Source organism: Pseudomonas sp. SR18 (assembly GCF_023701505.1).
Taxonomy (GTDB): Bacteria; Pseudomonadota; Gammaproteobacteria; order Pseudomonadales; family Pseudomonadaceae; genus Aquipseudomonas; species Aquipseudomonas cyclaminis.
Genome location: NZ_JAMQAU010000002.1, coordinates 28,656 through 50,803, shown reverse-complemented (window position 1 = coordinate 50,803; position 22,148 = coordinate 28,656). Strand labels below are relative to the sequence as shown.

Sequence of the window (22,148 nt, the reverse complement as noted above, 5' to 3'; positions counted from 1 at the left end):
TGGGAGGGGGCTTGCCCCCGATAGCGGTGTATCAGTCAACAGATGCAGTGACTGGCAGTCAGCAATCGGGGGCAAGCCCCCTCCCACAGTTGATTGCATTTCAAGCCCAAGGCGACGTGCGAATCACCTCCACAAAATTCATCGGCTTGAACCCCGGCTCCTGATCCACCAGCACATCGGTCTTCACGTTGCCAAACGTGGTCTGCGGGCGATGGCGCAAGCCGTCGGCAAAGGCGCAGATGATGCACTCCTTGAACCCTTCACCCCGTGGATGCGCATGCACCACGGCTTCGCGCTGCACGCTGGTAAACGCGGCGTAATCCATGCCCAGCACGTCCATCTCCACACCGGCCGTCACCAGCGCCACGGTAGGGCGCAGATGTTGCGGCACACCTGGCGTGGTGTGCAGGGCAATGGACAGCCACACCTGTTCGATATCGTCATCGCTCAGCCCATAAGGCTTTAGAAAGGCGGCGGCCGCATTGGCACCGTCCACTTCGAAACGCTCGTTATCGCTGCGATGACCTTCCACCAGCCCGAGGTCGTGGAACATCGCGCCGACGTAAAGTAGCTCAGGGTTGTAGGTCAACTGCTTGCGCTCACCGCTCAACGCGCCGAACAGAAACACCCGGCGCGAGTGGTGGTAGAGCAGGTCGGATTCGATGTCGCGGATATACTCGGTAGTGGCCTTGGCCAGTGCGCTGTCGGGGATCTTGATGCCGGCGATGGAAGTGGTCATGGTGGCTCTCCTCTGGAAAGCATCCAGTCTGGTCGCGCGCCCACGAAGCGGCCAGGGTGACGAGGGTGCGATCCCGGCCAATCTGGCGCGACATCGTGCCAAGGGTGTACGCGATCAAATGTGGGAGCTGGCTTGCCTGCGATCGCATCACCTCGGTATACCTGATGGACCGAGTCGTCTGCATCGCAGGCAAGCCAGCCCCACAGCGTTTTGCGTCAGCCCGAGATTAAAGGTTTGCCCATGCACAAAACCGTCGCCATCCTGATCTTCCCCGGCGTCCAGTCCCTGGACGTGACCGGCCCCATGGACGTGTTCTGCGAGGCCAACCGTTTCCTCGCGCCCGACGACCATTACCAACTGGAAGTGATCGGTGTCGGCCACGGCACGATGGCAGCCTCCAATGGCTTGTCACTTCAGGCCCATAAGCATTACAGCGAAGCCCTGCAAGCCTACGACCTGCTGCTGGTTGCCGGCGGCCCGCAGTTGCCGTTCGAGGATTTCGGGCCGCCGTTCAGTGAGTGGCTACGCGGCGCTACCGCCCGTGCGCAGCGCTTCGGCTCAATCTGCAACGGCGCTTTCATGCTGGCCCGTGCCGGTCTGCTGGACGGCAAAACCGTCACCACCCATTGGGGCGACGCCGCTGACCTGGCGCGCCTGTGCCCCTCGGCCCAGGTCGAAGCCGACCGCCTTTACGTACAGGACGGCAATCTCTACACCTCCGCCGGGGTCACGGCGGGCATCGACTTGTCGTTGTACCTGCTGTCTCAGGACCACGGCCCTCAGGTGGCCTTGAGCGTGGCCAAGCGCCTGGTGGTGTTCACCCAGCGCTCAGGCGGGCAGTCGCAGTTCAGCCCGTTTCTTACGCCCCATGCCGAAACCACCTCGGCCGTAGCGTTGGTGCAGCTGTATGTATTGGCGAATTTGACCGGGGATCTGACCATCGCCGACCTGGCCAAGGCCGCGCATATGAGCGCGCGCAATTTCTCTCGGGTGTTTGCCCGTGAAGCGCAGGTTACGCCGGCGGAGTTTGTCGAGCGGGCGCGGGTGGATGCGGCGCGGGTGCTGCTTGAAAGTACTCACGCACCGCTGAAAACCGTGGCTTACCAATGCGGTTTTCGCGATGCCCAGCACATGCGCAGTGTGTTCAACCGCCGGTTGGGGGTGACGCCGCAACAGTTCAGGCTCAACTTTGCGGCGCCATCGCTATCGGGGCGGTGCGACGACTCGACAAGCCCCCTCCCACGGTTTTGATCGTGTTTGCGGCTGCTATCGGGCGGGCAGCAGTTTCAGGGTGCCACGGGTGTTGGCGGTGACTTCTTCATCACTGAAGTGCGCCTGCTCGTAGCCGCCTTCGATATATGTCTGCGCCTGGTCGCTGTAGTGGCGGTCAAACGGCACGCCGCTTTGCCCGACCGGGTTGATCGTCAAGGCGTGGGCCACATCGGCAAAGTCGATCAGGCGGCGGGTCGAGGGGCCGTAGGTCACCGGCCACGGCGCCGGGCCGATGGCAGCCGACTGGTTGTTCGGCACTTCGTGGCTGCCGGGCGCCGGGAAGGGGCCGACGTTGACGATCAGGTCCAGCGGTTTCTGCGAGCCCAGCGGATGGCCGTGGGTCAGGGTATGCGCCTTGCCCCACTGCCATTGCGTTGGGTCATCGCCGAAGGTGGCTTTCAGGTGCACGAGGCTGTTATCCCACGCGAGCTTGACGGTGTCGGCGCGCTTGCCGTCCCACCAAGGCGAGGCCGGGTCTGCGGCCAGGCGTGGCAAGGCGGCGTCGACGACCCGTGTGGTGAGCAGGGTCTTGAACATGGCGTCGCCGAGTTTTGGGCGAAAGGTCGCGTCGGCGAGGTTGTAGAGAAGTTGGTTGAACAGCGTGGCGCTGGTGGAGTCGAGCGGGTAGTCACCTTTCCAACTGGCCAGTTGTTCCACCAGCTTCAACTGTGCCGGGTCCTTGACCACCTCACGCAGCACCGGCAACAGCGGCGCCAGCAAGCGCGGGCCAAAGGCAGTGGTGGTGCCCAATTGCAGGGCCTGGCTGTTGTTCACATCCCACTTCACGCTCTTGTCGCTCAACTGCGCGTTCAACTGTTGGCCACGGTCGGCCAGGTTGTAATAGCCGGGGATCTCCATGCCGGTGGGCGATGCCGGCTGGGCATTGGCCGACACCACATAACCGCGAGCCGGGTTTTCTTCCTGGGGGTTGGCGCTGAACGGATAGAAGCCCAGCTTGTCTGCCTGGGCGGTGCTGCCGTCGAGGATGAACCCAGGGTTGACGCCAGCCGGACGGATCGGCAACTGCGCCGCTGCCCACCAGCCGATATCGCCCTTGGCATTGGCCCACACGATATTCAGCCCCGGTGCCGACACCTTGGCCGCCGCCGCGCGGGCCTTGGCCAGGGTGTCGGCGCGGTTGAGCTGGTAAAAGCCGTCGAGGATCGGGTTCTGGGTATCGAGGAAGGCCCACCACAGGGCGATGGGCGTCTTGCCGGCGCTCTCGCCAAGCACGTCATTGATAATCGGCCCGTGGGGCGACTGGCGCAGGGTGAGGGTGACCGGCGCCTGGCCTTTCACCGCGATCTGTTGTTCGCTGCTGGTCATGTCGACCCATTGGCCGTGGTACCAGACCTGGTTGGGATTGTCCGGGTTGATCTTCTCGGCGACCAGGTCGACGTCGTCGTTCTGGAACATGGTCAGGCTCCAGCCAAAATCCAGGTTGTGCCCCAGGAACGCCACCGGCACCAGCGCGTTGTGATAGCCATACAGCTCAAAGCCAGGCGCGGACAGGTGCGCCTCATACCACACCGATGGCACCGAGAAGCGGATATGCGGGTCACCTGCCAGCAACGGCTTGCCGCTCTTGGTGCGGCTGCCGCTGATGGCCCAGGCGTTGCTGCCTTCGAACTGCGGCAGGCCGTTGTCGGCCAGGGCCTGCTCGCTCAAGGACGCGATGGCGCCGAGGGTTTGCCAATCGCTGGCGGCCAGGTTGAGCGCGCCTTTGGGTTGCCAGTCGAGGTCGAAGACTTTCAGGTACTCGCCGCCCAATTGGTCGCGGACGTAGGTCAGCAAGGGTTCGGTACGAAATGCGGCGGCAAAGCTGTAGGCCATATACCCGGCGACGCTGATGGTGTCTTCGGCGGTGAACCGGCGCTTGGGGATCCCCAGCACGTCGAACTCCATCGGGCTGGCGTGGCTGTCCTGATACTGATTGATCCCGTCCAGATAGGCTTGCAGGGCCTTCCACGAGGCAGACTCGTGATCCATCTGTTCCACGTAGCTCAAGGCTCGCTCACGGATGCGCAGGCTGCGAAACAGTTTGTCGGTCTCCAGCAGCTTGGGGCCCAGCACCTCGGCCAGTTCGCCACGGGACAGACGCCGCATGATCTCCATCTGGAACAACCGGTCCTGGGCGTGCACATAGCCGAGGGCGCGATACAGGTCGGTCTCGTTCTCGGCACGGATATGCGGCACGCCACGGTCGTCGTAGCGCACCGTGACCGTGCCTTGCAGGTCGGTCAGCGTGACCGTGCCCTGGCGGGTGGGCTGCTTGCTGTACACATACCAGCCGCCGCCGAGGGCGATCAGCACTATCAGAACCGCGAGAACCCGCAAGACGCGCTTCATGGACTTTCCTTACCGGGAGTGGAGTGACTAACGATCTTCAGGCCACGAACAATAGCAGCCCACTGCCAGGGTGTGGGTGGCACTCACTTCACGGCCTGCTTGAAGTGCCTTCAGGATCGGTTCGATAAAACTGTTGCTGGCGTTGCACGTCAGGCCTTCACTGTACGGCCCGAAATACGCGAGCTTTCCTGTGCGATCCCAGATGCCTACGGCTGGGCTGGCCGGTACCTGGTCGGCGCCGGGCAGGGCGGTGAGGATTTTCATGTTGCGCAGGTTGTCGGGCAACCGGCCGTGGCTGCCGGGTTTTTGCAGGGCGTAGAACTCGACGCCCTGGGGCGCGTAGTGCTCGATCAACTCGCCCAGGTGCTGCTGGTTGCCAACGTTGCACGGGCAGGCCGGGTCCCAGAAGTGCACCAGGCGGATCGGACCTGGGCCACTCAGTTCGGCAGGCAGGCGCAGTGCATCGCCGGAAAACACCGCGGTGTGTTCGCTGAAGGCGCGCAGGTAGCGGCCCTGGAACCAGTCATACGCGGCCCACAGCACGCCCGCGCAGATGATCAGGATCAGGCTGGCAAACAGGGTGGTGCGGTAGGGTTGTCGCATTCAGATCAATCCTCGAAGGTCGCGTAGCTTGCCATGCCTGCCCTGACAGATGAATATCGCAGCTCGATATTCATCTGCGCTGTACGTTTAGTCTGGAACCTCTTATGCCCGTTACCTTTGACCCCGATCATCTGCGCGATAGCTTGCGACCCCTGGTGGATGCGCAACCGCTCAGCGCCGAAGCGCGGGTGTACCAGCGTTTTTATGGGTTGGACCTGGCCGCGCGCAAAGTGCCGGCTGTGAGCCGTCTGGGACGCTTTGAAGTGCGCGGGTTCGAGGTGGTGGGGCAGGTGTGGTCGCCGCCACAACCGGTGGCAACGATGTTTATGTTCCACGGCTTCTACGACCATATGGGCCTGTATCGCCACGTGGTGGACTGGGCGCTGGACCAGGGCTTCGTGGTGATCGCCTGCGACCTGCCGGGACACGGCCTGTCCAGCGGGGTGCGCGCCAGCATTGATGATTTCGCGGTGTACCAAGACGTGGTGCAGGCACTGTTCGCCCAGGCCCAAGCGCTGCAACTGCCGCAACCCTGGCACCTGTTCGGGCAAAGTACCGGCGGCGCGGTAGTGGTGGATCACCTGCTTCACCACGGTGCCGACAGCCCGGCCCAGGGCAAGACCTTCCTGTTGTCGCCGTTGGTACGGCCGCGGGCGTGGGGGTGGTCGCAGCTCAGCTATTACCTGCTGCGTCCGTTCGTCAAAGGCATCGCCCGGCGATTCAGCGAGAACACCAACGACCCGCAATTCAAGCCGTTCCTGGAGGCTGACCCGCTGCAGCCGCGCCAACTGCCCACCGCCTGGGTGGGCGCACTGTCACGCTGGATCAAGCGTATCGAAGCCGCACCGCACAGCTCGCGGAGGCCGGTGATTGTGCAGGGTGAGGAAGATATGACGGTGGACTGGCAGCACAACTTGCAGGTGCTGCGGGGCAAGTTTGATGCGCCTGAGGTGTTGATGCTGCCCCGTGGCCGGCATCACTTGGCGAATGAGATTCCGGAGATTCGTGAAGAGTACTTCCGGTATTTGACAGACCATTTGAAATAACACAATCCCAATGTGGGAGGGGGCTTGCTCCCTCCCACATTGGTTAAGGTGCCAGGCTTGAGGTGCTCTGGCCCACCGCCAGCCCGGCGCGGATCGCTGCCAGCGCCGCCTGGTAATACGCCTTACCCTGCGGCGACTCCGCAAACGTCGCGAATTCTTCCAGCTCCGGGTCAGACAAATCCCGATAGACATACAGCAGCGTATTGTTCAGATCATTCCCAATCTGCTGCATCAACCGCTCACGCTGGCCATTCAACATGCCTTGGGCCTGACCCCCACCCAGCAGGCCAGGGATCATCTGGCTCAAGCTGTCAGCCGCGACACCGGCAATCGCCAAGCTGACTTCTGCACCAGCCTCGCGGGCGGGGAGCGCCTGGGCCAGGTGGCCGATGATCAGGCTGCGCGTGGCGTCGGCTTCGATTTTAGGCAGGCCCTGGGCATTTTTCGCCAGTTGATCGCGGCGGGTGGCGAGCAGTTCGGCGGCGACAATCTTGCGGCCCAGCGGTGATTGGAAAAACGCCAGGGCAGGCTTGGGGTCTGCCAGGTTCTTGCGCAACTGCGCCTCGGCGCGTTGGTCCATGGGCTGTGCGGCAAAGCGTTTATTGCTGTTGTCCACCAACGCCTGGTAAACCGCTGGCGGCAGGCTGTTGCGGTAGCGCTGCTGGGCAGCACTGAGGGCGTCATTGAAATGCGCACGTTGTTCGGCCCAGCCGGCGACCTTGTACAACTGGTCATGGCCGTCTGCCCAAGCGGGCAAAACGCAGAACATCAGCAAGGAAAAAAACAAACGACGCATATGGACTCCTGTCAGTCGGCCACTATTGTCCGTGTCGGGCGTAGGATTTGTCGAGAAGTCCTATCAGTCACCTGACTAAAGTGTGGTGAGACGCTCGACGGCGCTGTCGGATTTGAAGACGTATGGATACTATGCGCGCCATGCAAATACCCCTCGATCACCCCCTGCTGCAACGCATTGTCGACGACCTGGCCGAAAAAGGTTGGTCGCAGCAGAACGGCTTCCTGCCCCAGGCTCTGACCCTGGAACTGGCGGCTGAGTGCCGTAAACGTGCGGCCGAGGGTGAACTGGCGCCGGCGGCGGTGGGGCGCGGACCGTCTCAGGAAATTCGCGAGGGCATTCGTGGCGACCATATCCAGTGGCTGGAGGAGGGCGATGCTGCCGTCTGCGACAGCTACATGGCGGTGATGGACAGCGTGCGCCTGGCGATGAACCGGGGCTTGTTCCTGGGCCTGGAAGATTTCGAAAGCCACTTCGCGATGTACCCGCCAGGAGCGTTTTACCTCAAGCACCTGGACCGTTTTCGCGACGACGACCGGCGCATGGTCTCGGCGGTGATCTACTTGAACGACGCCTGGCTGCCCGAGCATGGCGGTCAGTTGCGCATGTACCTCAAAGGCGGCGTCGAATACGATGTGGTGCCCACCGGCGGTTGCCTGGTGGTGTTCCTGTCGGGCGAAGTGCCCCACGAAGTCATGCCCGCCACGCGTGAACGCCTGTCCCTCACCGGCTGGTTTCGCCGGCGGGGCAACGAGCCGTTTTAACCATGCAAAAGATTCTGATCAGCCGCTGCCTGCTCGGCCACAAGGTACGTTACGACGGCGGTGCCAGCGGGCCGTTTGACCAACTGGCGGCGTGGCAGGCCGAAGGCCGGGTGGTAGCTATCTGCCCGGAAGTGTCGGGCGGTTTGCCGACGCCCAGGCCCTCTGCCGAGATTCCCGGCGGGCAAGGCATTGATGTCTGGGAAGGCCGCGCCAAAGTGCTCACGGCCGAAGGTGGAGATTTCAGCGCCGCCTTTCTCGATGGCGCCCGTCAGGCCCTGGCGTTGGTGCAGCGCCACGGCATCCGCATCGCCATCCTCAAGGCCAATAGCCCGTCCTGCGGCAACCTGCTGACCTATGACGGCACCTTCACGGGCGTGAAGGTGACTGGCGAGGGCGTCACGGCGGCGCTGCTCAAGCGCCACGGCGTACAGGTGTTCAGTGAGTTGGAGTTGCCTGAGGCGGCGCAGGCGTTGGCGCTACTGTAGGGGCATCGCCCTCCAACCACTTCTGCGACAGCGCCTTCAACCGGCCGTCGTCCTTCACCCGCTTCAATGCGCCGTCCAAACTCGTCTTGAATGCCGGGTTGCCCTTCTGGAACGGGATTGCCAGCTCAGGCTTCTCGCTATAAGCCTCGCTGAAATCGAACTGATCCTTAAGCTCGGCAGTCATAGCGATATGGTTGATGGCCACGTCGTACTTGCCGGTGGCGACCCCCGGCAGCAGGTCGGCGTCATCGGTGGTGATGAACGAGGAGCGCACGTCCATTTCCTTCGCCAGCAGTTCTCCCAGCTCGACTTCGAAGCCGGTGAGTTTGTCGCCTTCCTTGAAGTTATAGGGTGGAGTGTCGGCTTCAAGGGCGATGCGCAGTTCGCCGCGATCATTCACGTCGTCGATCAGTTCGGCATGCGCCAAAGGGCTCAGAAGGGGAAGCAAAAGTAACAGGCCAGGCGAAAAGCGCATGGTCACTCCTAAAGAATTCGAATGTGCGAGGCGCCGTTCAGCATCGCTTTGCTATGGTGGTGAGTGCCTTGGACAGCAATTTGTCGCGAAGTTGTCATAACCCTACAGATTTCACAGAAAAACTGGAGAAGCGAATGAAAGCCCTTTTGTCCCGTGCAACCCTGGCCTCCCTGCTGCTGGGTGCTTCGATGCTGGCCAATGCCGCCGACGGCATCCCGCGTAGCGCACCACCTGAAGGCGCCAAGGTATTTATCGTCTCGCCGAAAGACGGTGCCACCGTCGATAAAACGTTCACCGTCAAATTCGGCATGGAAGGCCTGAAGCTGGCCCCGGCCACCAGCCAGGATCCAGGCACCGGCCACCACCACCTGCTGATCGACCAGAAAGAACTGCCGGACGCCAGCGTACCGATTCCGGCCACCGACACCGTGATCCACTACGGCAAGGCTCAGACCGAGACCGAACTGACCCTCGCCCCAGGCAAACACACCTTGCAACTGGTGGCCGGCGACAAGCTGCACATGCAGTTCAATCCGACTGTAGCCTCGAAAGTCATCACGGTTAACGTCAAGTAAGATTTGTTCAGACAAAAAAATGGGAGACCCCTGCGGGTCTCCCATTTTTTGTGCAGCGTTTAAAACGTTAGAACAACACGCGGCTACGGATGGTGCCGTTGATGTGCTGCAGCTTCTCTTGCGCCAGGTCCGAGTACTCGGCGTCGACGTCGATGACCACGTAGCCGACTTTCTCGTTGGTCTGCAGGAACTGACCGGAGATGTTGATGCCGTTTTCCGCGAAGACCTTGTTGATCTCCATCATCACGCCAGGGATGTTCTGGTGGATGTGCAGCAGACGGTGCTTGCCAGGGTGAGCCGGCAGGGCCACTTCCGGGAAGTTCACGGACGATACGGAAGTACCGTTGTCGCTGTACTTGACCAGTTTTTCCGAGACTTCCAGGCCGATGTTGGCCTGGGCTTCAGCGGTGGAACCGCCGATGTGCGGGGTCAGGATCACGTTGTCCAGGCCACGCAGCGGGCTTTCGAAGATATCGTCGTTGGAGCGTGGCTCCACCGGGAACACGTCGATGGCGGCGCCGATCAGGTGCTTGTCCTTGATCGCGTCGGCCAGGGCGTCCAGCTCGACCACGGTGCCGCGTGCAGCGTTGATCAGGATGCCGCCTTTCTTGATGGCGCGGATTTCCTTCTCGCCGATCATCCACTGGGTCTCAGCGGTTTCCGGAACGTGCAGGGTCACGATATCGGACATGCCCAGCAGCTCGGTCAGGCTCGACACCTGGGTCGCGTTGCCCAATGGCAGCTTGGTCAGCGTGTCGTAGAAGAACACCTGCATGCCAAGGCCTTCAGCCAGTACCGACAGCTGAGTGCCGATCGAGCCGTAACCGACGATACCCAGCTTCTTGCCCCGGATTTCGAAGGAGTTGGCCGCACTTTTGATCCAGCCGCCACGGTGGCAGGAAGCGTTCTTCTCAGGGATACCGCGCAGCAGCAGGATGGCCTCGGCCAGCACCAGCTCCGCAACGGAACGGGTGTTGGAGTACGGTGCGTTGAACACGGCGATGCCGCGCTCGCGGGCTGCGTTGAGGTCGACCTGGTTGGTGCCGATGCAGAAACAGCCAACTGCCACGAGTTTCTTGGCGTGATCGAAGATCTCCTCGGTCAGCTGAGTGCGGGAGCGAATGCCGATGAAGTGCGCGTCGGCGATCTTTTCCTTGAGCTGGGCTTCCGGCAGAGAACTGGTGATGTACTCAATGCTGGTGTACCCGGCGGCTTTCAGAACGTCGACAGCCGATGGGTGGACGCCTTCCAGAAGAAGGAACTTGATCTTGCTCTTATCGAGAGAAGTCTTGCTCATCTGCGTAAACCTGTATCCCGGAGAAAAATGGCAGGGAGTCGGATCACTTAAGCTGACCCGGACGGCAGGAAAGCCGTCACCGCAGAAACGCCCTTGGGCTCTGTCCTGCGGGGGCGGTATGCTAGCATACGTGCCCCGCTAAACACCCATTCCTGCGACGTGAAGCGTTCTCAGGATGACCATGAATTGTTCGAGAGTTCTGTCGATGACCCATCCTGCCCTGATTGATGAGCTAAAGACCCTGGTTGAGCCCGGCAAAGTGCTGACCGACGCCGACTCCCTGGAGGCTTACGGCAAGGATTGGACCAAGCACTTCGCACCTGCGCCCACCGCCATCGTCTTCCCCAAGACCATCGAGCAGGTTCAGGCCATTGTGCGCTGGGCCAATGAACACAAGGTGGCGCTGGTGCCGTCCGGTGGTCGTACCGGCCTGTCGGCAGCGGCCGTGGCGGCCAATGGCGAAGTGGTTGTGTCGTTCGACTATATGAACCAGATTCTCGACGTGAACCTCACCGACCGCACTGCCGTGTGCCAGCCGGGCGTGGTCACCAAGCAATTGCAGAACGTCGCCGAAGAAAAAGGCCTCTACTACCCGGTAGACTTCGCCTCGTCCGGTTCGAGCCAGATTGGCGGCAATATCGGCACCAATGCCGGCGGGATCAAGGTGATTCGCTACGGCATGACCCGTAACTGGGTGGCCGGCATGAAAGTCGTCACCGGCAAGGGCGACGTGCTGGAACTGAACCGCGACCTGATCAAGAACGCCACCGGCTACGACATGCGCCAGCTGTTTATTGGCGCGGAAGGCACCCTGGGCTTTGTAGTCGAAGCCACCATGCGCCTGGACCGGGCGCCGAAGAACCTCACCGCCATGGTGCTCGGCACTACTGATTTCGACTCGATCATGCCGGTGCTGCACGCGTTCCAGAGCAAGCTGGACCTGACCGCGTTCGAATTTTTCTCCGACAAAGCCCTGGCCAAGGTCATGGGCCGTGGCGACGTGCCGGCGCCGTTCGAAACCGAGTGCCCGTTCTACGCGCTGCTGGAATTCGAAGCCACCACCGAAGAAGTCGCCAACCACGCCCTGGAAACCTTCGAGCACTGCGTCGAGCAGGGCTGGGTGCTGGACGGCGTGATGAGCCAGAGCGAAACCCAACTGCACAACCTGTGGAAACTGCGCGAGTACATCTCCGAGACCATTTCCCACTGGACGCCGTACAAGAACGACATCTCGGTCACTGTCTCCAAGGTGCCGGCGTTCTTGAAGGAAATTGACGCGATCGTCGGCGAACACTACCCCGATTTCGAAATTGTCTGGTTCGGCCATATCGGCGACGGCAACCTGCACCTGAACATCCTCAAGCCGGAAAACCTGAGCAAGGACGAGTTCTTCGCCAAGTGCGCCACGGTGAACAAGTGGGTGTTCGAAACCGTCGAGAAGTACAACGGGTCGATCTCCGCCGAACACGGCGTGGGCATGACCAAGCGCGATTACCTGACCTACAGCCGCTCGCCGGTTGAAATCGAATACATGAAGGCCGTGAAAGCGGTATTCGACCCTAACGGGATCATGAACCCTGGCAAGATCTTCGCTGTTTAAGGAGTCGTTCCATGAGCTACCAGCACAAGTATGTCGACGGCACCAACATCCACTTCCCGGTGGGTAAAGTGGTGTGCATTGGGCGTAACTACGCCGAACATGCCAAGGAACTGGACAACCCGGTGCCGACCGAGCCGTTGCTGTTCATCAAGCCCGGCAGCTGCGTAGTGCCGCTGGAAGGCGGTTTTGCCATCCCTGCCGAGCGTGGCTCGGTGCACTATGAAGCGGAAATCGCGGTATTGATCGGCAAGCCACTGTCGAACAAGCCAAGCCGTGAAGAAGTGCTGGATGCCATCTCCGGCTTCGCCCCGGCCCTGGATTTGACCCTGCGTGACAAGCAGGCCGAGCTGAAAGCCAAGGGCCTGCCGTGGGAAATCGCCAAATCCTTCGACGGCGCGGCAGTGATTGCCCCCTTTGTGGTGAGCAGTACCTTTGCGGATGTGACCGATATCGGCATTCGCCTGGCCATCAACGGCGAAGTGCGCCAGGACGGCAATAGCGCGCAGATGCTCAACCCGATCATCCCGATGATCCAGCACATGGCCGGCTGCTTCTCGCTGCAGGCCGGTGATGTGATCCTCACTGGCACTCCGGCGGGTGTAGGCCCGTTGAATGTGGGTGATGAACTTGTGTTGGAACTGACCGGCGTGAACCGCTTCGAAAGCAGCGTTCGATAAACACCTGGTCAAACCTGTGGGAGGGGGCAAGCCCCTCCCATATTGATTTGTGTGGGTCCACTTAATCTGGGTTTTTGCATTTTTTTCACACACTATCCGGATAATCCTTGGCCTTGTGCTATCCCCTAACGCTGACTTTCCGGAAAAAGCGCCCCATGGCCGTGTCCCTGCCTTCCGCCACACCCAAGCCGCGTTCTCGTTTTGCCCTGCGCTGGTATTCCTGGCTGTTTTTGGCAGGCGTCATCGTTTATGGCGTTGCCTGGGCCATGCATTGGGACGATCGCGGCATGCTGTGGGTGTCGGAGCGCTTTGAAACATCGGCTGAGCGCAATGAAAGTGTGTGGTTGCCGGACTACCACGCCGTCATCGACGCGAAAGTCTTGCCAGGCATGGAGAAGGACGAGGCCTCGGACGTTTCCTACAACCCGCAGACCAAAACCCTGTTTTCCGTCATGGGAAAAAACCCTTTCCTCGTTGAGTTGAGCCTGCAAGGCGATGTGCTGCGCAAGATGCCGCTTAACGGCTGGAGCAACCCGGAAGGTGTTACGGTCATGGAAAATGGCCTGCTGGCGGTGGTCGATGAGCGCGACCACAGCCTGACCATCGTCAAGGTCGATGCCTCTACCCAGCAACTGAACAAAGCTGATTTCCTGAGTTATGACCTGGGCCCCTCCAAAGACCAGAACAAAGCCTTTGAGGCGATCACCTGGGACAAGCTAGGCCAGCAGCTTGTACTGGGCGAGGAGCGCCCGCCGGCGTTGTTCACCTGGAAAAGCGACGGCAGCCAGACCCTGGTTGGCGACAAGCAAAAACTCGCCAGCAAAGAACTGGATATGCGCAACCTTTCGGCGTTGGCTGTCGACCCGCGCACCGGCCACCTCCTGGTGCTTTCGGCCGATTCCCACCTGTTGCTGGAGTTGGACGAGAAGGGCGAACAGGTCAGCTTCATGACCTTGCTGGGCGGCTTCAATGGCCTGGGCAAAACCATTCCCCGGGCGGAAGGGGTGACCATGGATGAGGATGGCACGCTGTACATGGTCAGTGAGCCGAACCTGTTCTATCGTTTCGAAAGGCAGAAATAGACGGCCAGTTACGTCGGATATTTCTCTATCTGCGGCATTCGCCAGACATCCGGGCGCGTTTAAGTTTAAATTCAGACAGGCGTGATATTCATTCGCCACTTTTGATTTTGAGCCCGCCCAATGCGCCGACTTGCCAGCCCCAAACCCATTCTGTTTCTCCTGGCGCTGATCGCCCTGATCTGCGCCGGAGTCGCTGGGCAGCACTTTCGCCTGTTCGAGCGCGCCTGGTTCAACTGGCAGGTGTGGCGCCAACCCGCCGATGAGCGCTCCATTGGCCTGGCCGAATACCGGGTAACGCTGGAGGCCCGGGTCATTGAGGGTCTGGACGACGATGTCTCGGCCCTCACCTATGATCCGGTGCGCAAAAGCCTGTTTACCGTCACCAATCAAAATGCCGAACTGATCGAGTTGTCTTTGGACGGCAAGATCCTGCGGCGCATCCCTTTGGTGGGGTTCGGCGATGCCGAAGCCGTGGAATTTATCAGCGACAACATCTATGTCATCACCGACGAACGCCAGCAGCGGTTGATCAAGGTGCATGTGGACGACGAGACCCAGTTCCTCGATGCCGCCGATGCGGAGCAGATGACCCTGGGCTTGCACGTAGGTAGCAACAAGGGTTTTGAGGGCTTGGCCTATGACTCGGTGGGCAAGCGCCTGTTCGTGGCCAAGGAGCGCGACCCGATGCTGATCTACGAGGTCCACGGTTTTCCCCATTTCAAGCCGGAAAAAACCTACTCGGTGCACGTGATCAACAACCCCAAGCGCGACGCCGGGCTGTTTGTGCGTGACCTGTCGAGCCTGCAATACGACGAGCGCAGCGGCCACCTGCTGGCACTGTCGGATGAGTCGTTTTTGGTATTGGAGCTGGATATCGACGGTCGCCCGTTGAGCAGTCTTTCTCTGCTCAACGGCCGTCACGGCCTGAAAAAGCGTGTGCCTCAGGCCGAAGGGATCGCCATGGATGACGAAGGTACGTTGTATCTGGTCAGCGAGCCGAACCTGTTCTACGTGTTCAAGAAACCCAGTCCCTGAAAACACCGCCAAACCAATGTAGTGTTCTCAGGCCCTGAGGGTTTTGACGCCTTCAGAGGTGCCGAGCAGCAGCACATCCGCCGGACGCGCCGCGAACAAACCGTTGGTGACCACGCCGACAATCGCATTGATCTGGGTTTCCAGCTCCACCGGGTTGGTGATCTGCATATTGAACACGTCGAGGATGATGTTGCCGTTGTCGGTCAACACGCCTTCGCGGTACACCGGGTCGCCGCCCAGTTTCACCAGCTCGCGGGCTACGTGGCTGCGGGCCATCGGGATCACTTCCACTGGCAGCGGGAACGCGCCGAGGACCGGCACCAGCTTGCTGGCGTCGGCGATGCAGATGAAGGTCTTGGCCACGGCCGCGACGATCTTCTCGCGGGTCAGGGCTGCGCCGCCGCCCTTGATCAGGTTCAGGTGCTCGTCGCTCTCATCGGCGCCGTCGACGTAGAACTCCAGGTCGCTCACGGTGTTGAGCTCGTACACTGGAATGCCATGGCCCTTCAGGCGTGCGGCGGTGGCTTCGGAGCTGGCCACGGCGCCGTCGAACGCGCCTTTGTGCTGGGCCAGTGCGTCGATAAAGCAGTTGGCAGTGGAGCCGGTGCCGACACCGACGATGCTTTTGTCGTCGAGTTTAGGAAGGATTAAATCGACGGCGGCCTGGGCCACTGCCTGTTTGAGTTGATCCTGGGTCATGCGGGCTCCGGAACGGGCGGGGAGTAAAGAGGGGCGCGAGTATAACCCAACAAAACCTCGGGATTCGTGTGGTCGCCCGCCCAAACGCTGGGTTAGACTCCTTGGCCCTGCCCAACCTGCTCAGTGATTCCCGCCGATGCTTGAACAGTACGTCAAAAAGATCCTCACCTCGCGCGTTTACGACGTTGCCGTAGAAACCCCGCTGCAGACCGCCCGCCAGCTCTCAGAGCGCCTGGGTAACAAGGTCTGGCTCAAGCGCGAGGATTTGCAGCCGGTGTTCTCGTTCAAGATTCGCGGCGCTTATAACAAGCTGACGCAACTGAGCGCCGAAGAGCGTGCGCGAGGCGTGGTGACGGCGTCGGCGGGCAACCATGCGCAAGGCCTGGCCCTGGCGGCCAAGGTGCTGGGGGTCAAGGCCACGATTGTGATGCCCAAGACCACCCCTGAAATCAAAGTCGAAGGCGTGCGCTCTCGCGGCGGCAAAGTGGTGCTGCACGGCGACTCCTTCCCGGAAGCGCTGGCCTACTCGCTGAAACTGGTCGACGAAAAAGGCTACGTCTACATTCACCCCTACGATGATCCGCACACCATTGCCGGGCAGGGCACCGTGGCGATGGAAATTCTGCGCCAGCATCCAGGCCCGCTGGATGCGATTTTCGTCCCGGTGGGCGGTGGTGGCCTGATCGCAGGCATCGCGGCGTATGTGAAATACCTGCGACCGGAAATCAAGATCATCGGCGTCGAGCCGGATGACTCCAACTGCCTGCAAGCCGCCATGGCGGCGGGTGAGCGCGTGGTGTTGCCGACGGTCGGGATCTTTGCCGACGGCGTTGCGGTGGCACAGATCGGCCAGCACACCTTTGATATCTGCAAAGACTATGTCGACGAAGTGATTACCGTGAGCACCGATGAAATCTGTGCGGCGATCAAGGATATCTACGACGACACCCGTTCCATCACCGAGCCGGCAGGCGCGTTGGGCGTGGCGGGCATCAAGAAGTACGTCGAGACCCGTGGTGTCAGCGGCCAGACCTTTGTCGCCATCGACTCCGGGGCCAACGTCAACTTCGACCGCCTGCGCCACGTGGCCGAGCGCGCCGAACTGGGTGAAGGCCGCGAGGCCATCATCGCCGTGACCATTCCCGAGCAACCAGGCAGCTTCAAGGCGTTCTGCGAGGCCGTGGGCAAGCGCCAGATCACCGAATTCAACTACCGCTACCACTCCGGCAGCGAGGCGCACATCTTCGTTGGCGTGCAAACGCACCCGGAAACCGACCCGCGCAGTGCGCTGATCGCCAGCCTCACCGAGCAGGGCTTCCCGGTGCTGGACTTGACCGAGAACGAACTGGCCAAGCTGCATATCCGCCATATGGTCGGCGGGCATGCGGCCCACGTCAGCAATGAAGTGGTGTTCCGTTTCGAATTCCCGGAGCGTCCGGGGGCGCTGTTCAACTTTCTTAACAAATTAGGCGGGCGCTGGAACATCTCGATGTTCCACTATCGCAACCACGGCGCGGCGGACGGCCGTGTGGTCGCCGGCCTGCAAGTGCCGGCGAGCGAGCGTCACCTGGTACCGGCGGCCCTCGAAGCCATTGGCTACCCGTACTGGGATGAAAGCGATAACCCGGCCTATAAACTGTTCCTCGGTTGAGCGACTACGCTGATTGGGGGCGGCCTCTAAGGAATACGAAACATGGAAACCCTGATCACCCTGAAAGTTATCCACATTGCAGCCACCGTGGTGTTGTTGCTCAGCGGCCTCGGCCTGGCGCTGCTGGCGTGGCGTAAACGCAGCGCCGGCGCGGCGGTGACCGTGCAGCGCCCGTGGGCGTTCGTGTGGTTGCTGATGGGCATTTGCGTGGTGAGCATGCCGTTTACGGGCTGGTGGCTGGTGCACCTGACTGGCTGGCCGTTGGGGCAGACTTGGATTCTGGGCTCCAGCATTCTCTATACCGTGGCGGCGCTGGCGTGGTTCTGGCTGGTGGCGCGGCTTAATCGCCTGCGTAAGGGGGAGGGAGGTAGTCTGAACTTCACCCTGGTGCTGGCGGTGGTCAGCCTGGTGGGGTTTGTGGCGATTGCGGGGTTGATGGGTGCCAAGCCGGTTTAAGGCTTGAGACCTTATCGGGGGCAAGCCCCCTCCCACATTTGACTGTGTTCACAAATCAAGTGTGGGAGGGGGCTTGCCCCCGATAGGGCCATCAGCTGCGCAGCGTAATCACCGGCCACCCGCGCTTCTCGGCTTCGGCGCGCAAGTTCGGGTCCGGATCCACCGCTACCGGGTGGGTAACCTGCTCCAGCAGCGGCAGGTCATTCATCGAGTCGCTATAGAAATAGCTGTCTTGCAGGCTATACCCCGTCTCTTCCAGCCAACGATTCAAGCGCGTCACCTTGCCTTCACGAAAGCACGGCACATCGGTGCTGCGCCCGGTGTAGCGGCCGTTTTCCATCTCGCACTCGGTCGCAATCAGCGTCTCGACGCCCAGGCGTGCAGCAATGGGCGCGGTGACGAAGCGGTTGGTGGCGGTGATGATCACCAGCTTGTCACCGGCGGCACGGTGCTTGGCCAGCAGTTCCACGGCCAGTGGCAGCATGATCGGCTCGATGCAGTCGCGCATATAGTCGTTGTGCCACTCATCCAACTGGGCCATCTCGGTGCGGCCGAGGATTTCCAGGCAAAAGTTCAGGTAGGCGGCGTTATCCAGCTTGCCGGCCAGATAATCCTGATAGAACTCATCGTTACGGGCTTTGTAGGCTACCCGGTCAAGAATCCCGCGTTCGCACAGGTAATCGCCCCAGGCGTGGTCGCTGTCACCGCCAAGAAGGGTGTTGTCCAAGTCGAATAAAGCCAGGCGCATTGCAGTTACTCGCTGAAAAGTCTGTAAAAAGGCGTCCAGAATACGGTCTTTTCACAAGAGTGCACATAAGGTAAGAAGCCTCGTTGCCGCTGGAACAACCTTTGTGGAACAATGCGGCGACATGCGTTTGCGAGGTTGTTGCCGTGATCGACCCCGATGGTTTCCGTCCTAATGTCGGGATTATTCTTACGAATGATGCCGGACAGGTGCTATGGGCTCGCCGAATCAACCAAGATGCCTGGCAGTTTCCTCAAGGCGGAATCAACCCCGACGAAACCCCTGAAGACGCCTTGTACCGTGAGTTGAATGAAGAAGTCGGCCTTGAGCGCGAAGATGTGCAAATTCTGGCCTGTACCCGCGGCTGGTTGCGCTATCGTCTGCCGCAGCGCCTGGTGCGTACTCACAGCCAACCGCTGTGTATCGGCCAGAAGCAGAAATGGTTTCTCCTGCGCCTGATCTCCGACGAGCAGCGGGTGCGGATGGATTTGACCGGTAAGCCGGAGTTCGATGGCTGGCGTTGGGTCAGCTATTGGTACCCGCTGGGCCAGGTGGTGACATTCAAGCGCGAGGTTTATCGTCGCGCTCTCAAAGAGCTTGCCCCGCGCCTTTTAGCGCGCGACTGACGACGGAGTTCGACCCCGAGCCATGCTCAATACGCTGCGCAAGATCGTCCAGGAAGTTAACTCCGCCAAGGATCTCAAGGCGGCGTTGGGGATTATTGTGTTGCGCGTCAAGGAAGCCATGGGCAGCCAGGTCTGCTCGGTTTACCTGCTGGACCCAGAGACCAACCGTTTTGTGCTGATGGCCACGGAGGGCTTGAACAAGCGCTCCATCGGCAAGGTCAGCATGGCGCCCAATGAAGGTCTGGTGGGCCTGGTGGGGACGCGTGAAGAACCCCTGAACCTTGAAAACGCGGCCGATCACCCGCGTTATCGTTACTTTGCCGAAACCGGCGAAGAGCGCTACGCGTCATTCCTCGGCGCACCGATCATTCACCACCGCCGCGTTGTCGGCGTGTTGGTCATCCAGCAGAAAGAACGCCGCCAGTTCGACGAAGGTGAAGAAGCCTTCCTCGTGACCATGAGCGCGCAGCTCGCCGGGGTTATTGCCCACGCCGAGGCCACGGGCTCGATTCGCGGCCTGGGCCGTCAGGGCAAGGGCATCCAGGAAGCCAAGTTCGTCGGCGTGCCGGGTTCGCCGGGCGCGGCCGTCGGTACGGCGGTGGTCATGCTGCCACCGGCCGACCTCGATGTAGTGCCGGACAAGACCGTCAACGACATCGACGCCGAAATCAAACTGTTCAAGACCGCCCTGGAAGGCGTGCGCGCCGACATGCGCAACCTGTCGACCAAGCTGGCCACTCAACTGCGCCCCGAAGAGCGTGCGTTGTTTGACGTGTACCAGATGATGCTCGACGACGCGTCCCTCGGGAACGAAGTCAAAACCGTGATCAAGACCGGCCAATGGGCCCAGGGCGCCCTGCGTCAGGTGGTCACCGATCACGTCAACCGTTTCGAATTGATGGACGACGCCTACCTGCGCGAGCGCGCCTCGGACGTGCGCGACCTCGGTCGCCGTCTGCTGGCTTACCTGCAGGAAGACCGCACCACCAACCTGGTCTACCCCGACAACACCATCCTGATCAGTGAAGAACTGACCGCCACCATGCTCGGCGAAGTGCCGGAAGGCAAACTGGTGGGCCTGGTCTCGGTACTCGGTTCGGGTAACTCCCACGTCGCGATCCTGGCTCGGGCCATGGGCATCCCGACAGTGATGGGCCTGGTGGACCTGCCGTATTCCAAGGTCGACGGCATCGACATGATCGTCGATGGCCATCGCGGTGAAGTCTTCACCAACCCCAGCGACGTGCTGCGCAAGCAATACGCCGAAGTGGTGGAAGAAGAGAAACAACTGGCCCTGGGCCTGGATTCATTGCGCGAGCTGCCGTGCGTGACCACCGATGGTCACCGCGTACCGCTGCTGGTCAATACCGGCCTGCTGGCCGACGTGGCCCGTGCGCAACAGCGAGGCGCCGAAGGCGTAGGGCTGTACCGCACCGAAGTGCCGTTCATGATCAACCAGCGTTTCCCGAGTGAGAAGGAGCAGCTGGCGATCTACCGCGAGCAACTGCAAGCCTTTCACCCGTTGCCGGTGACCATGCGCAGCCTGGACATCGGCGGCGACAAGTCACTGTCGTATTTCCCGATCAAGGAAGACAACCCCTTCCTCGGCTGGCGCGGCATTCGCGTGACCCTCGACCATCCGGAAATTTTCCTGGTACAGACCCGCGCCATGCTCAAGGCCAGCGAAGGCCTGAACAACCTGCGCATCCTGTTGCCGATGATCTCCGGTACCCATGAGCTGGAAGAGGCGTTGCACCTGATCCACCGTGCCTGGGGCGAAGTGCGCGACGAGGGCGCCGACGTACCGATGCCGCCGATTGGCGTGATGATCGAAATCCCGGCAGCGGTGTACCAGGCCAAAGAGCTGGCGCGGCAGGTGGACTTCCTGTCGGTGGGTTCCAACGACCTGACCCAATACCTGCTGGCCGTGGACCGCAACAACCCACGGGTGGCCGACCTCTACGACTACCTGCACCCGGCGGTGCTGCAAGCGCTGCAACACGTGGTGCGCGACGCCCATGCCGAAGGCAAGCCGGTGAGCATCTGCGGTGAAATGGCCGGTGACCCGGCGGCGGCCGTGCTGTTGATGGCGATGGGCTTTGACAGCCTGTCGATGAACGCCACCAACTTGCCGAAGGTCAAGTGGATGTTGCGCCAGGTTGAGCTGAGCATGGCCAAGGATCTGCTGGCCGAGTTGATGACTATCGACAACCCGCAAGTTATCCACAGCTCGCTGCAGTTGGCGCTGAAGAACCTGGGGCTGACGCGGATGATCAACCCGGCCTCCGCTAAAACCCTCTAGACCGAGTCGCCTTTTTCGCAGGCAAGCCAGCTCCCACATTGGAATGCATTTCAACTGTGGGAGCCGGGCTTGCCCGCGATAGCGCTCGCTCAAGCACCGCTAAATCCTCAGTTCGACCTCGCCAAGTCGGCCACCATGCGGCCCAAAACTACGCTCCACCATCTGCCGCGTCCCGTTGGCATTTACAATCAGCGCCGTACTCGCCCGCGTCCCATAAATTGGGCTGGCAATAAACACGCTGGATAAAAGACTTTCCGTCGCCAAGCCCACTCCGGTATCTGGCAGGTCTGCAAACGGCGCCGTTTGAGGATCACTCAAAATCCCCAACAAGGTTTCCGGCTGTGGATCATCCAATACCGCGCTCAACGCCTTCTTGGCTTTGAGCAACTTTGGCCACGGCGTATCCAGGCCGGCGTTGGATAAGCCGTACACGCCAGCCTCCAATCGTGTGGGCTTGGTCTGGTTGGCGTTGTAATGCCACAGCTCATCCCGTGTGCCCACCAGCAGGTTAAACCCGGCATATTCAATCGAACGGCCATTAACGTCGGCCAAATACTGATCAATGGGCAGCGAACCACTGAGAAACCGCGCCACCAGCTCCCCGCGTGACTTACGTGCCGGCGGCTGGTGGGGATCCCGGATATTGGTCAGGGCCGCAAATCGCCCATCGGCGTTCACTCCAAGCCAGGTACCGCCCGCTTCCTGATCGCGACCGGCATAGACTTCGGGCACATCCGGCCACTGAGCCAGCGGCAGGCTGGGGCGGGCGTAGAACTCGTCACGGTTGGCCGCGACGATCAGCGGTTGGGCGTGGCCCGGCCGCCAGGCGAAAACAATCAGGCACATCAGGCGATTCCCTTTTGTGTTTTTTTGC

General features: G+C 61.1%; 22 protein-coding genes. 13 read left to right on the top strand and 9 right to left on the bottom strand.

What is annotated here, in order from left to right:
- Positions 1–100: 100 nt before the first annotated feature.
- Positions 101–739, bottom strand: a complete 639-nt coding sequence (locus NDJ82_RS04045) for an HD domain-containing protein (RefSeq protein WP_099585905.1) — start codon at positions 737–739, stop codon at positions 101–103.
- Positions 740–979: 240 nt separating this feature from the next.
- On the opposite strand from NDJ82_RS04045, the gene NDJ82_RS04040 reads away from it, so the two are divergent.
- Entirely contained in the window at positions 980–1,990 is a 1,011-nt protein-coding gene (locus NDJ82_RS04040) for a GlxA family transcriptional regulator (protein WP_250924978.1), read from the top strand.
- A gap of 15 nt (positions 1,991–2,005) precedes the next feature.
- Here NDJ82_RS04040 and NDJ82_RS04035 read toward each other — a convergent pair whose 3' ends face one another.
- Both NDJ82_RS04035 and NDJ82_RS04030 read right to left on the bottom strand, forming a co-directional pair.
- A complete protein-coding gene (locus NDJ82_RS04035; protein WP_250924977.1) occupies positions 2,006–4,360 on the bottom strand; it encodes a penicillin acylase family protein in 2,355 nt (784 codons plus the stop codon).
- A gap of 27 nt (positions 4,361–4,387) precedes the next feature.
- Positions 4,388–4,963 (bottom strand): DUF6436 domain-containing protein, encoded by a 576-nt coding sequence (locus NDJ82_RS04030; protein ID WP_158879181.1) that lies wholly within the window; start codon positions 4,961–4,963, stop codon positions 4,388–4,390.
- Positions 4,964–5,067: 104 nt separating this feature from the next.
- Between NDJ82_RS04030 and bipL the strand changes: the two genes are divergently transcribed.
- Complete coding sequence (gene bipL / locus NDJ82_RS04025) at positions 5,068–6,009, top strand: phospholipase BipL (RefSeq protein WP_099585901.1); 942 nt, start codon at positions 5,068–5,070, stop codon at positions 6,007–6,009.
- A 43-nt stretch (positions 6,010–6,052) separates the two neighbouring features.
- Here bipL and NDJ82_RS04020 read toward each other — a convergent pair whose 3' ends face one another.
- A complete protein-coding gene (locus tag NDJ82_RS04020) occupies positions 6,053–6,805 on the bottom strand; it encodes a DUF2059 domain-containing protein (RefSeq protein WP_099585900.1) in 753 nt (250 codons plus the stop codon).
- A 131-nt stretch (positions 6,806–6,936) separates the two neighbouring features.
- Between NDJ82_RS04020 and NDJ82_RS04015 the strand changes: the two genes are divergently transcribed.
- Both NDJ82_RS04015 and NDJ82_RS04010 read left to right on the top strand, forming a co-directional pair.
- On the top strand, positions 6,937–7,569 hold the full coding sequence (locus tag NDJ82_RS04015) for a 2OG-Fe(II) oxygenase (protein WP_099585899.1): 633 nt from the start codon (positions 6,937–6,939) through the stop codon (positions 7,567–7,569).
- Positions 7,570–7,571: 2 nt separating this feature from the next.
- Positions 7,572–8,054: a 2-thiouracil desulfurase family protein gene (locus NDJ82_RS04010; RefSeq protein WP_250924976.1), complete on the top strand. Its 483-nt coding sequence runs from the start codon at positions 7,572–7,574 to the stop codon at positions 8,052–8,054.
- Here NDJ82_RS04010 and NDJ82_RS04005 read toward each other — a convergent pair.
- The gene (locus NDJ82_RS04005; RefSeq protein WP_112192697.1) at positions 8,005–8,529 is read right to left on the bottom strand and encodes a transporter substrate-binding domain-containing protein; all 525 of its coding nucleotides are present in this window, start codon (positions 8,527–8,529) and stop codon (positions 8,005–8,007) included. The two genes, NDJ82_RS04010 and NDJ82_RS04005, sit on opposite strands and share 50 nt — an antisense overlap.
- A 134-nt stretch (positions 8,530–8,663) precedes the next feature.
- On the opposite strand from NDJ82_RS04005, the gene NDJ82_RS04000 reads away from it, so the two are divergent.
- Positions 8,664–9,104 (top strand): DUF4399 domain-containing protein, encoded by a 441-nt coding sequence (locus tag NDJ82_RS04000; protein ID WP_250924975.1) that lies wholly within the window; start codon positions 8,664–8,666, stop codon positions 9,102–9,104.
- Between the two features lie 67 nt (positions 9,105–9,171).
- Here the strand turns inward: NDJ82_RS04000 and serA are convergent, their stop codons facing one another.
- Entirely contained in the window at positions 9,172–10,401 is a 1,230-nt protein-coding gene (serA, locus tag NDJ82_RS03995) for a phosphoglycerate dehydrogenase (RefSeq protein WP_003176761.1), read from the bottom strand.
- Between the two features lie 205 nt (positions 10,402–10,606).
- Here serA and NDJ82_RS03990 point away from each other — a divergent pair, with 205 nt between their 5' ends.
- The 4 genes from NDJ82_RS03990 (at position 10,607) to NDJ82_RS03975 (ending at position 14,795) form a co-directional block, all read left to right on the top strand.
- Positions 10,607–12,001, top strand: coding sequence for a D-2-hydroxyglutarate dehydrogenase (locus tag NDJ82_RS03990; RefSeq protein ID WP_250924974.1), 1,395 nt, complete (start codon positions 10,607–10,609; stop codon positions 11,999–12,001).
- 11 nt (positions 12,002–12,012) lie between these two features.
- On the top strand, positions 12,013–12,678 hold the full coding sequence (locus tag NDJ82_RS03985) for a fumarylacetoacetate hydrolase family protein (RefSeq protein ID WP_158879177.1): 666 nt from the start codon (positions 12,013–12,015) through the stop codon (positions 12,676–12,678).
- Positions 12,679–12,833: 155 nt separating this feature from the next.
- Complete coding sequence (locus NDJ82_RS03980; RefSeq protein WP_250924973.1) at positions 12,834–13,760, top strand: SdiA-regulated domain-containing protein; 927 nt, start codon at positions 12,834–12,836, stop codon at positions 13,758–13,760.
- Positions 13,761–13,880: 120 nt separating this feature from the next.
- A complete protein-coding gene (locus NDJ82_RS03975; RefSeq protein WP_250924972.1) occupies positions 13,881–14,795 on the top strand; it encodes an SdiA-regulated domain-containing protein in 915 nt (304 codons plus the stop codon).
- 27 nt (positions 14,796–14,822) lie between these two features.
- On the opposite strand, the gene rpiA is transcribed toward NDJ82_RS03975, so the two are convergent.
- On the bottom strand, positions 14,823–15,494 hold the full coding sequence (rpiA, locus tag NDJ82_RS03970) for a ribose-5-phosphate isomerase RpiA (RefSeq protein ID WP_158879175.1): 672 nt from the start codon (positions 15,492–15,494) through the stop codon (positions 14,823–14,825).
- A gap of 136 nt (positions 15,495–15,630) precedes the next feature.
- Here rpiA and ilvA point away from each other — a divergent pair, with 136 nt between their 5' ends.
- Positions 15,631–17,145 carry a threonine ammonia-lyase, biosynthetic gene (gene ilvA / locus NDJ82_RS03965; RefSeq protein ID WP_099585890.1) on the top strand — a complete coding sequence of 505 codons (1,515 nt, stop codon included), beginning with the start codon at positions 15,631–15,633 and terminating at the stop codon, positions 17,143–17,145.
- Positions 17,146–17,187: 42 nt separating this feature from the next.
- On the top strand, positions 17,188–17,601 hold the full coding sequence (locus NDJ82_RS03960; RefSeq protein WP_099585889.1) for a DUF2269 family protein: 414 nt from the start codon (positions 17,188–17,190) through the stop codon (positions 17,599–17,601).
- A 91-nt stretch (positions 17,602–17,692) separates the two neighbouring features.
- Here NDJ82_RS03960 and NDJ82_RS03955 read toward each other — a convergent pair whose 3' ends face one another.
- Complete coding sequence (locus NDJ82_RS03955; protein ID WP_099585888.1) at positions 17,693–18,349, bottom strand: histidinol-phosphatase; 657 nt, start codon at positions 18,347–18,349, stop codon at positions 17,693–17,695.
- Between the two features lie 143 nt (positions 18,350–18,492).
- Here NDJ82_RS03955 and NDJ82_RS03950 point away from each other — a divergent pair, with 143 nt between their 5' ends.
- Positions 18,493–18,972, top strand: coding sequence for an RNA pyrophosphohydrolase (locus NDJ82_RS03950; protein WP_049713461.1), 480 nt, complete (start codon positions 18,493–18,495; stop codon positions 18,970–18,972).
- Between the two features lie 22 nt (positions 18,973–18,994).
- The gene (ptsP, locus tag NDJ82_RS03945) at positions 18,995–21,274 is read left to right on the top strand and encodes a phosphoenolpyruvate--protein phosphotransferase (protein WP_032884201.1); all 2,280 of its coding nucleotides are present in this window, start codon (positions 18,995–18,997) and stop codon (positions 21,272–21,274) included.
- 99 nt (positions 21,275–21,373) lie between these two features.
- Here ptsP and NDJ82_RS03940 read toward each other — a convergent pair whose 3' ends face one another.
- A complete protein-coding gene (locus NDJ82_RS03940) occupies positions 21,374–22,120 on the bottom strand; it encodes an NRDE family protein (protein WP_250924971.1) in 747 nt (248 codons plus the stop codon).
- Positions 22,121–22,148 lie beyond the last annotated feature (28 nt).

What these genes read in the sequence shown, in the direction of transcription:
- NDJ82_RS04045 (WP_099585905.1), bottom strand. Translation starts at nt 739, where the DNA reads ATGACCACTTCCATCGCCGGCATCAAGATCCCCGACAGCGCACTGGCC.
- NDJ82_RS04040 (WP_250924978.1), top strand. Translation starts at nt 980, where the DNA reads ATGCACAAAACCGTCGCCATCCTGATCTTCCCCGGCGTCCAGTCCCTG.
- NDJ82_RS04035 (WP_250924977.1), bottom strand. Translation starts at nt 4,360, where the DNA reads ATGAAGCGCGTCTTGCGGGTTCTCGCGGTTCTGATAGTGCTGATCGCC.
- NDJ82_RS04030 (WP_158879181.1), bottom strand. Translation starts at nt 4,963, where the DNA reads ATGCGACAACCCTACCGCACCACCCTGTTTGCCAGCCTGATCCTGATC.
- bipL (WP_099585901.1), top strand. Translation starts at nt 5,068, where the DNA reads ATGCCCGTTACCTTTGACCCCGATCATCTGCGCGATAGCTTGCGACCC.
- NDJ82_RS04020 (WP_099585900.1), bottom strand. Translation starts at nt 6,805, where the DNA reads ATGCGTCGTTTGTTTTTTTCCTTGCTGATGTTCTGCGTTTTGCCCGCT.
- NDJ82_RS04015 (WP_099585899.1), top strand. Translation starts at nt 6,937, where the DNA reads ATGCGCGCCATGCAAATACCCCTCGATCACCCCCTGCTGCAACGCATT.
- NDJ82_RS04010 (WP_250924976.1), top strand. Translation starts at nt 7,572, where the DNA reads ATGCAAAAGATTCTGATCAGCCGCTGCCTGCTCGGCCACAAGGTACGT.
- NDJ82_RS04005 (WP_112192697.1), bottom strand. Translation starts at nt 8,529, where the DNA reads ATGCGCTTTTCGCCTGGCCTGTTACTTTTGCTTCCCCTTCTGAGCCCT.
- NDJ82_RS04000 (WP_250924975.1), top strand. Translation starts at nt 8,664, where the DNA reads ATGAAAGCCCTTTTGTCCCGTGCAACCCTGGCCTCCCTGCTGCTGGGT.
- serA (WP_003176761.1), bottom strand. Translation starts at nt 10,401, where the DNA reads ATGAGCAAGACTTCTCTCGATAAGAGCAAGATCAAGTTCCTTCTTCTG.
- NDJ82_RS03990 (WP_250924974.1), top strand. Translation starts at nt 10,607, where the DNA reads ATGACCCATCCTGCCCTGATTGATGAGCTAAAGACCCTGGTTGAGCCC.
- NDJ82_RS03985 (WP_158879177.1), top strand. Translation starts at nt 12,013, where the DNA reads ATGAGCTACCAGCACAAGTATGTCGACGGCACCAACATCCACTTCCCG.
- NDJ82_RS03980 (WP_250924973.1), top strand. Translation starts at nt 12,834, where the DNA reads ATGGCCGTGTCCCTGCCTTCCGCCACACCCAAGCCGCGTTCTCGTTTT.
- NDJ82_RS03975 (WP_250924972.1), top strand. Translation starts at nt 13,881, where the DNA reads ATGCGCCGACTTGCCAGCCCCAAACCCATTCTGTTTCTCCTGGCGCTG.
- rpiA (WP_158879175.1), bottom strand. Translation starts at nt 15,494, where the DNA reads ATGACCCAGGATCAACTCAAACAGGCAGTGGCCCAGGCCGCCGTCGAT.
- ilvA (WP_099585890.1), top strand. Translation starts at nt 15,631, where the DNA reads ATGCTTGAACAGTACGTCAAAAAGATCCTCACCTCGCGCGTTTACGAC.
- NDJ82_RS03960 (WP_099585889.1), top strand. Translation starts at nt 17,188, where the DNA reads ATGGAAACCCTGATCACCCTGAAAGTTATCCACATTGCAGCCACCGTG.
- NDJ82_RS03955 (WP_099585888.1), bottom strand. Translation starts at nt 18,349, where the DNA reads ATGCGCCTGGCTTTATTCGACTTGGACAACACCCTTCTTGGCGGTGAC.
- ptsP (WP_032884201.1), top strand. Translation starts at nt 18,995, where the DNA reads ATGCTCAATACGCTGCGCAAGATCGTCCAGGAAGTTAACTCCGCCAAG.
- NDJ82_RS03940 (WP_250924971.1), bottom strand. Translation starts at nt 22,120, where the DNA reads ATGTGCCTGATTGTTTTCGCCTGGCGGCCGGGCCACGCCCAACCGCTG.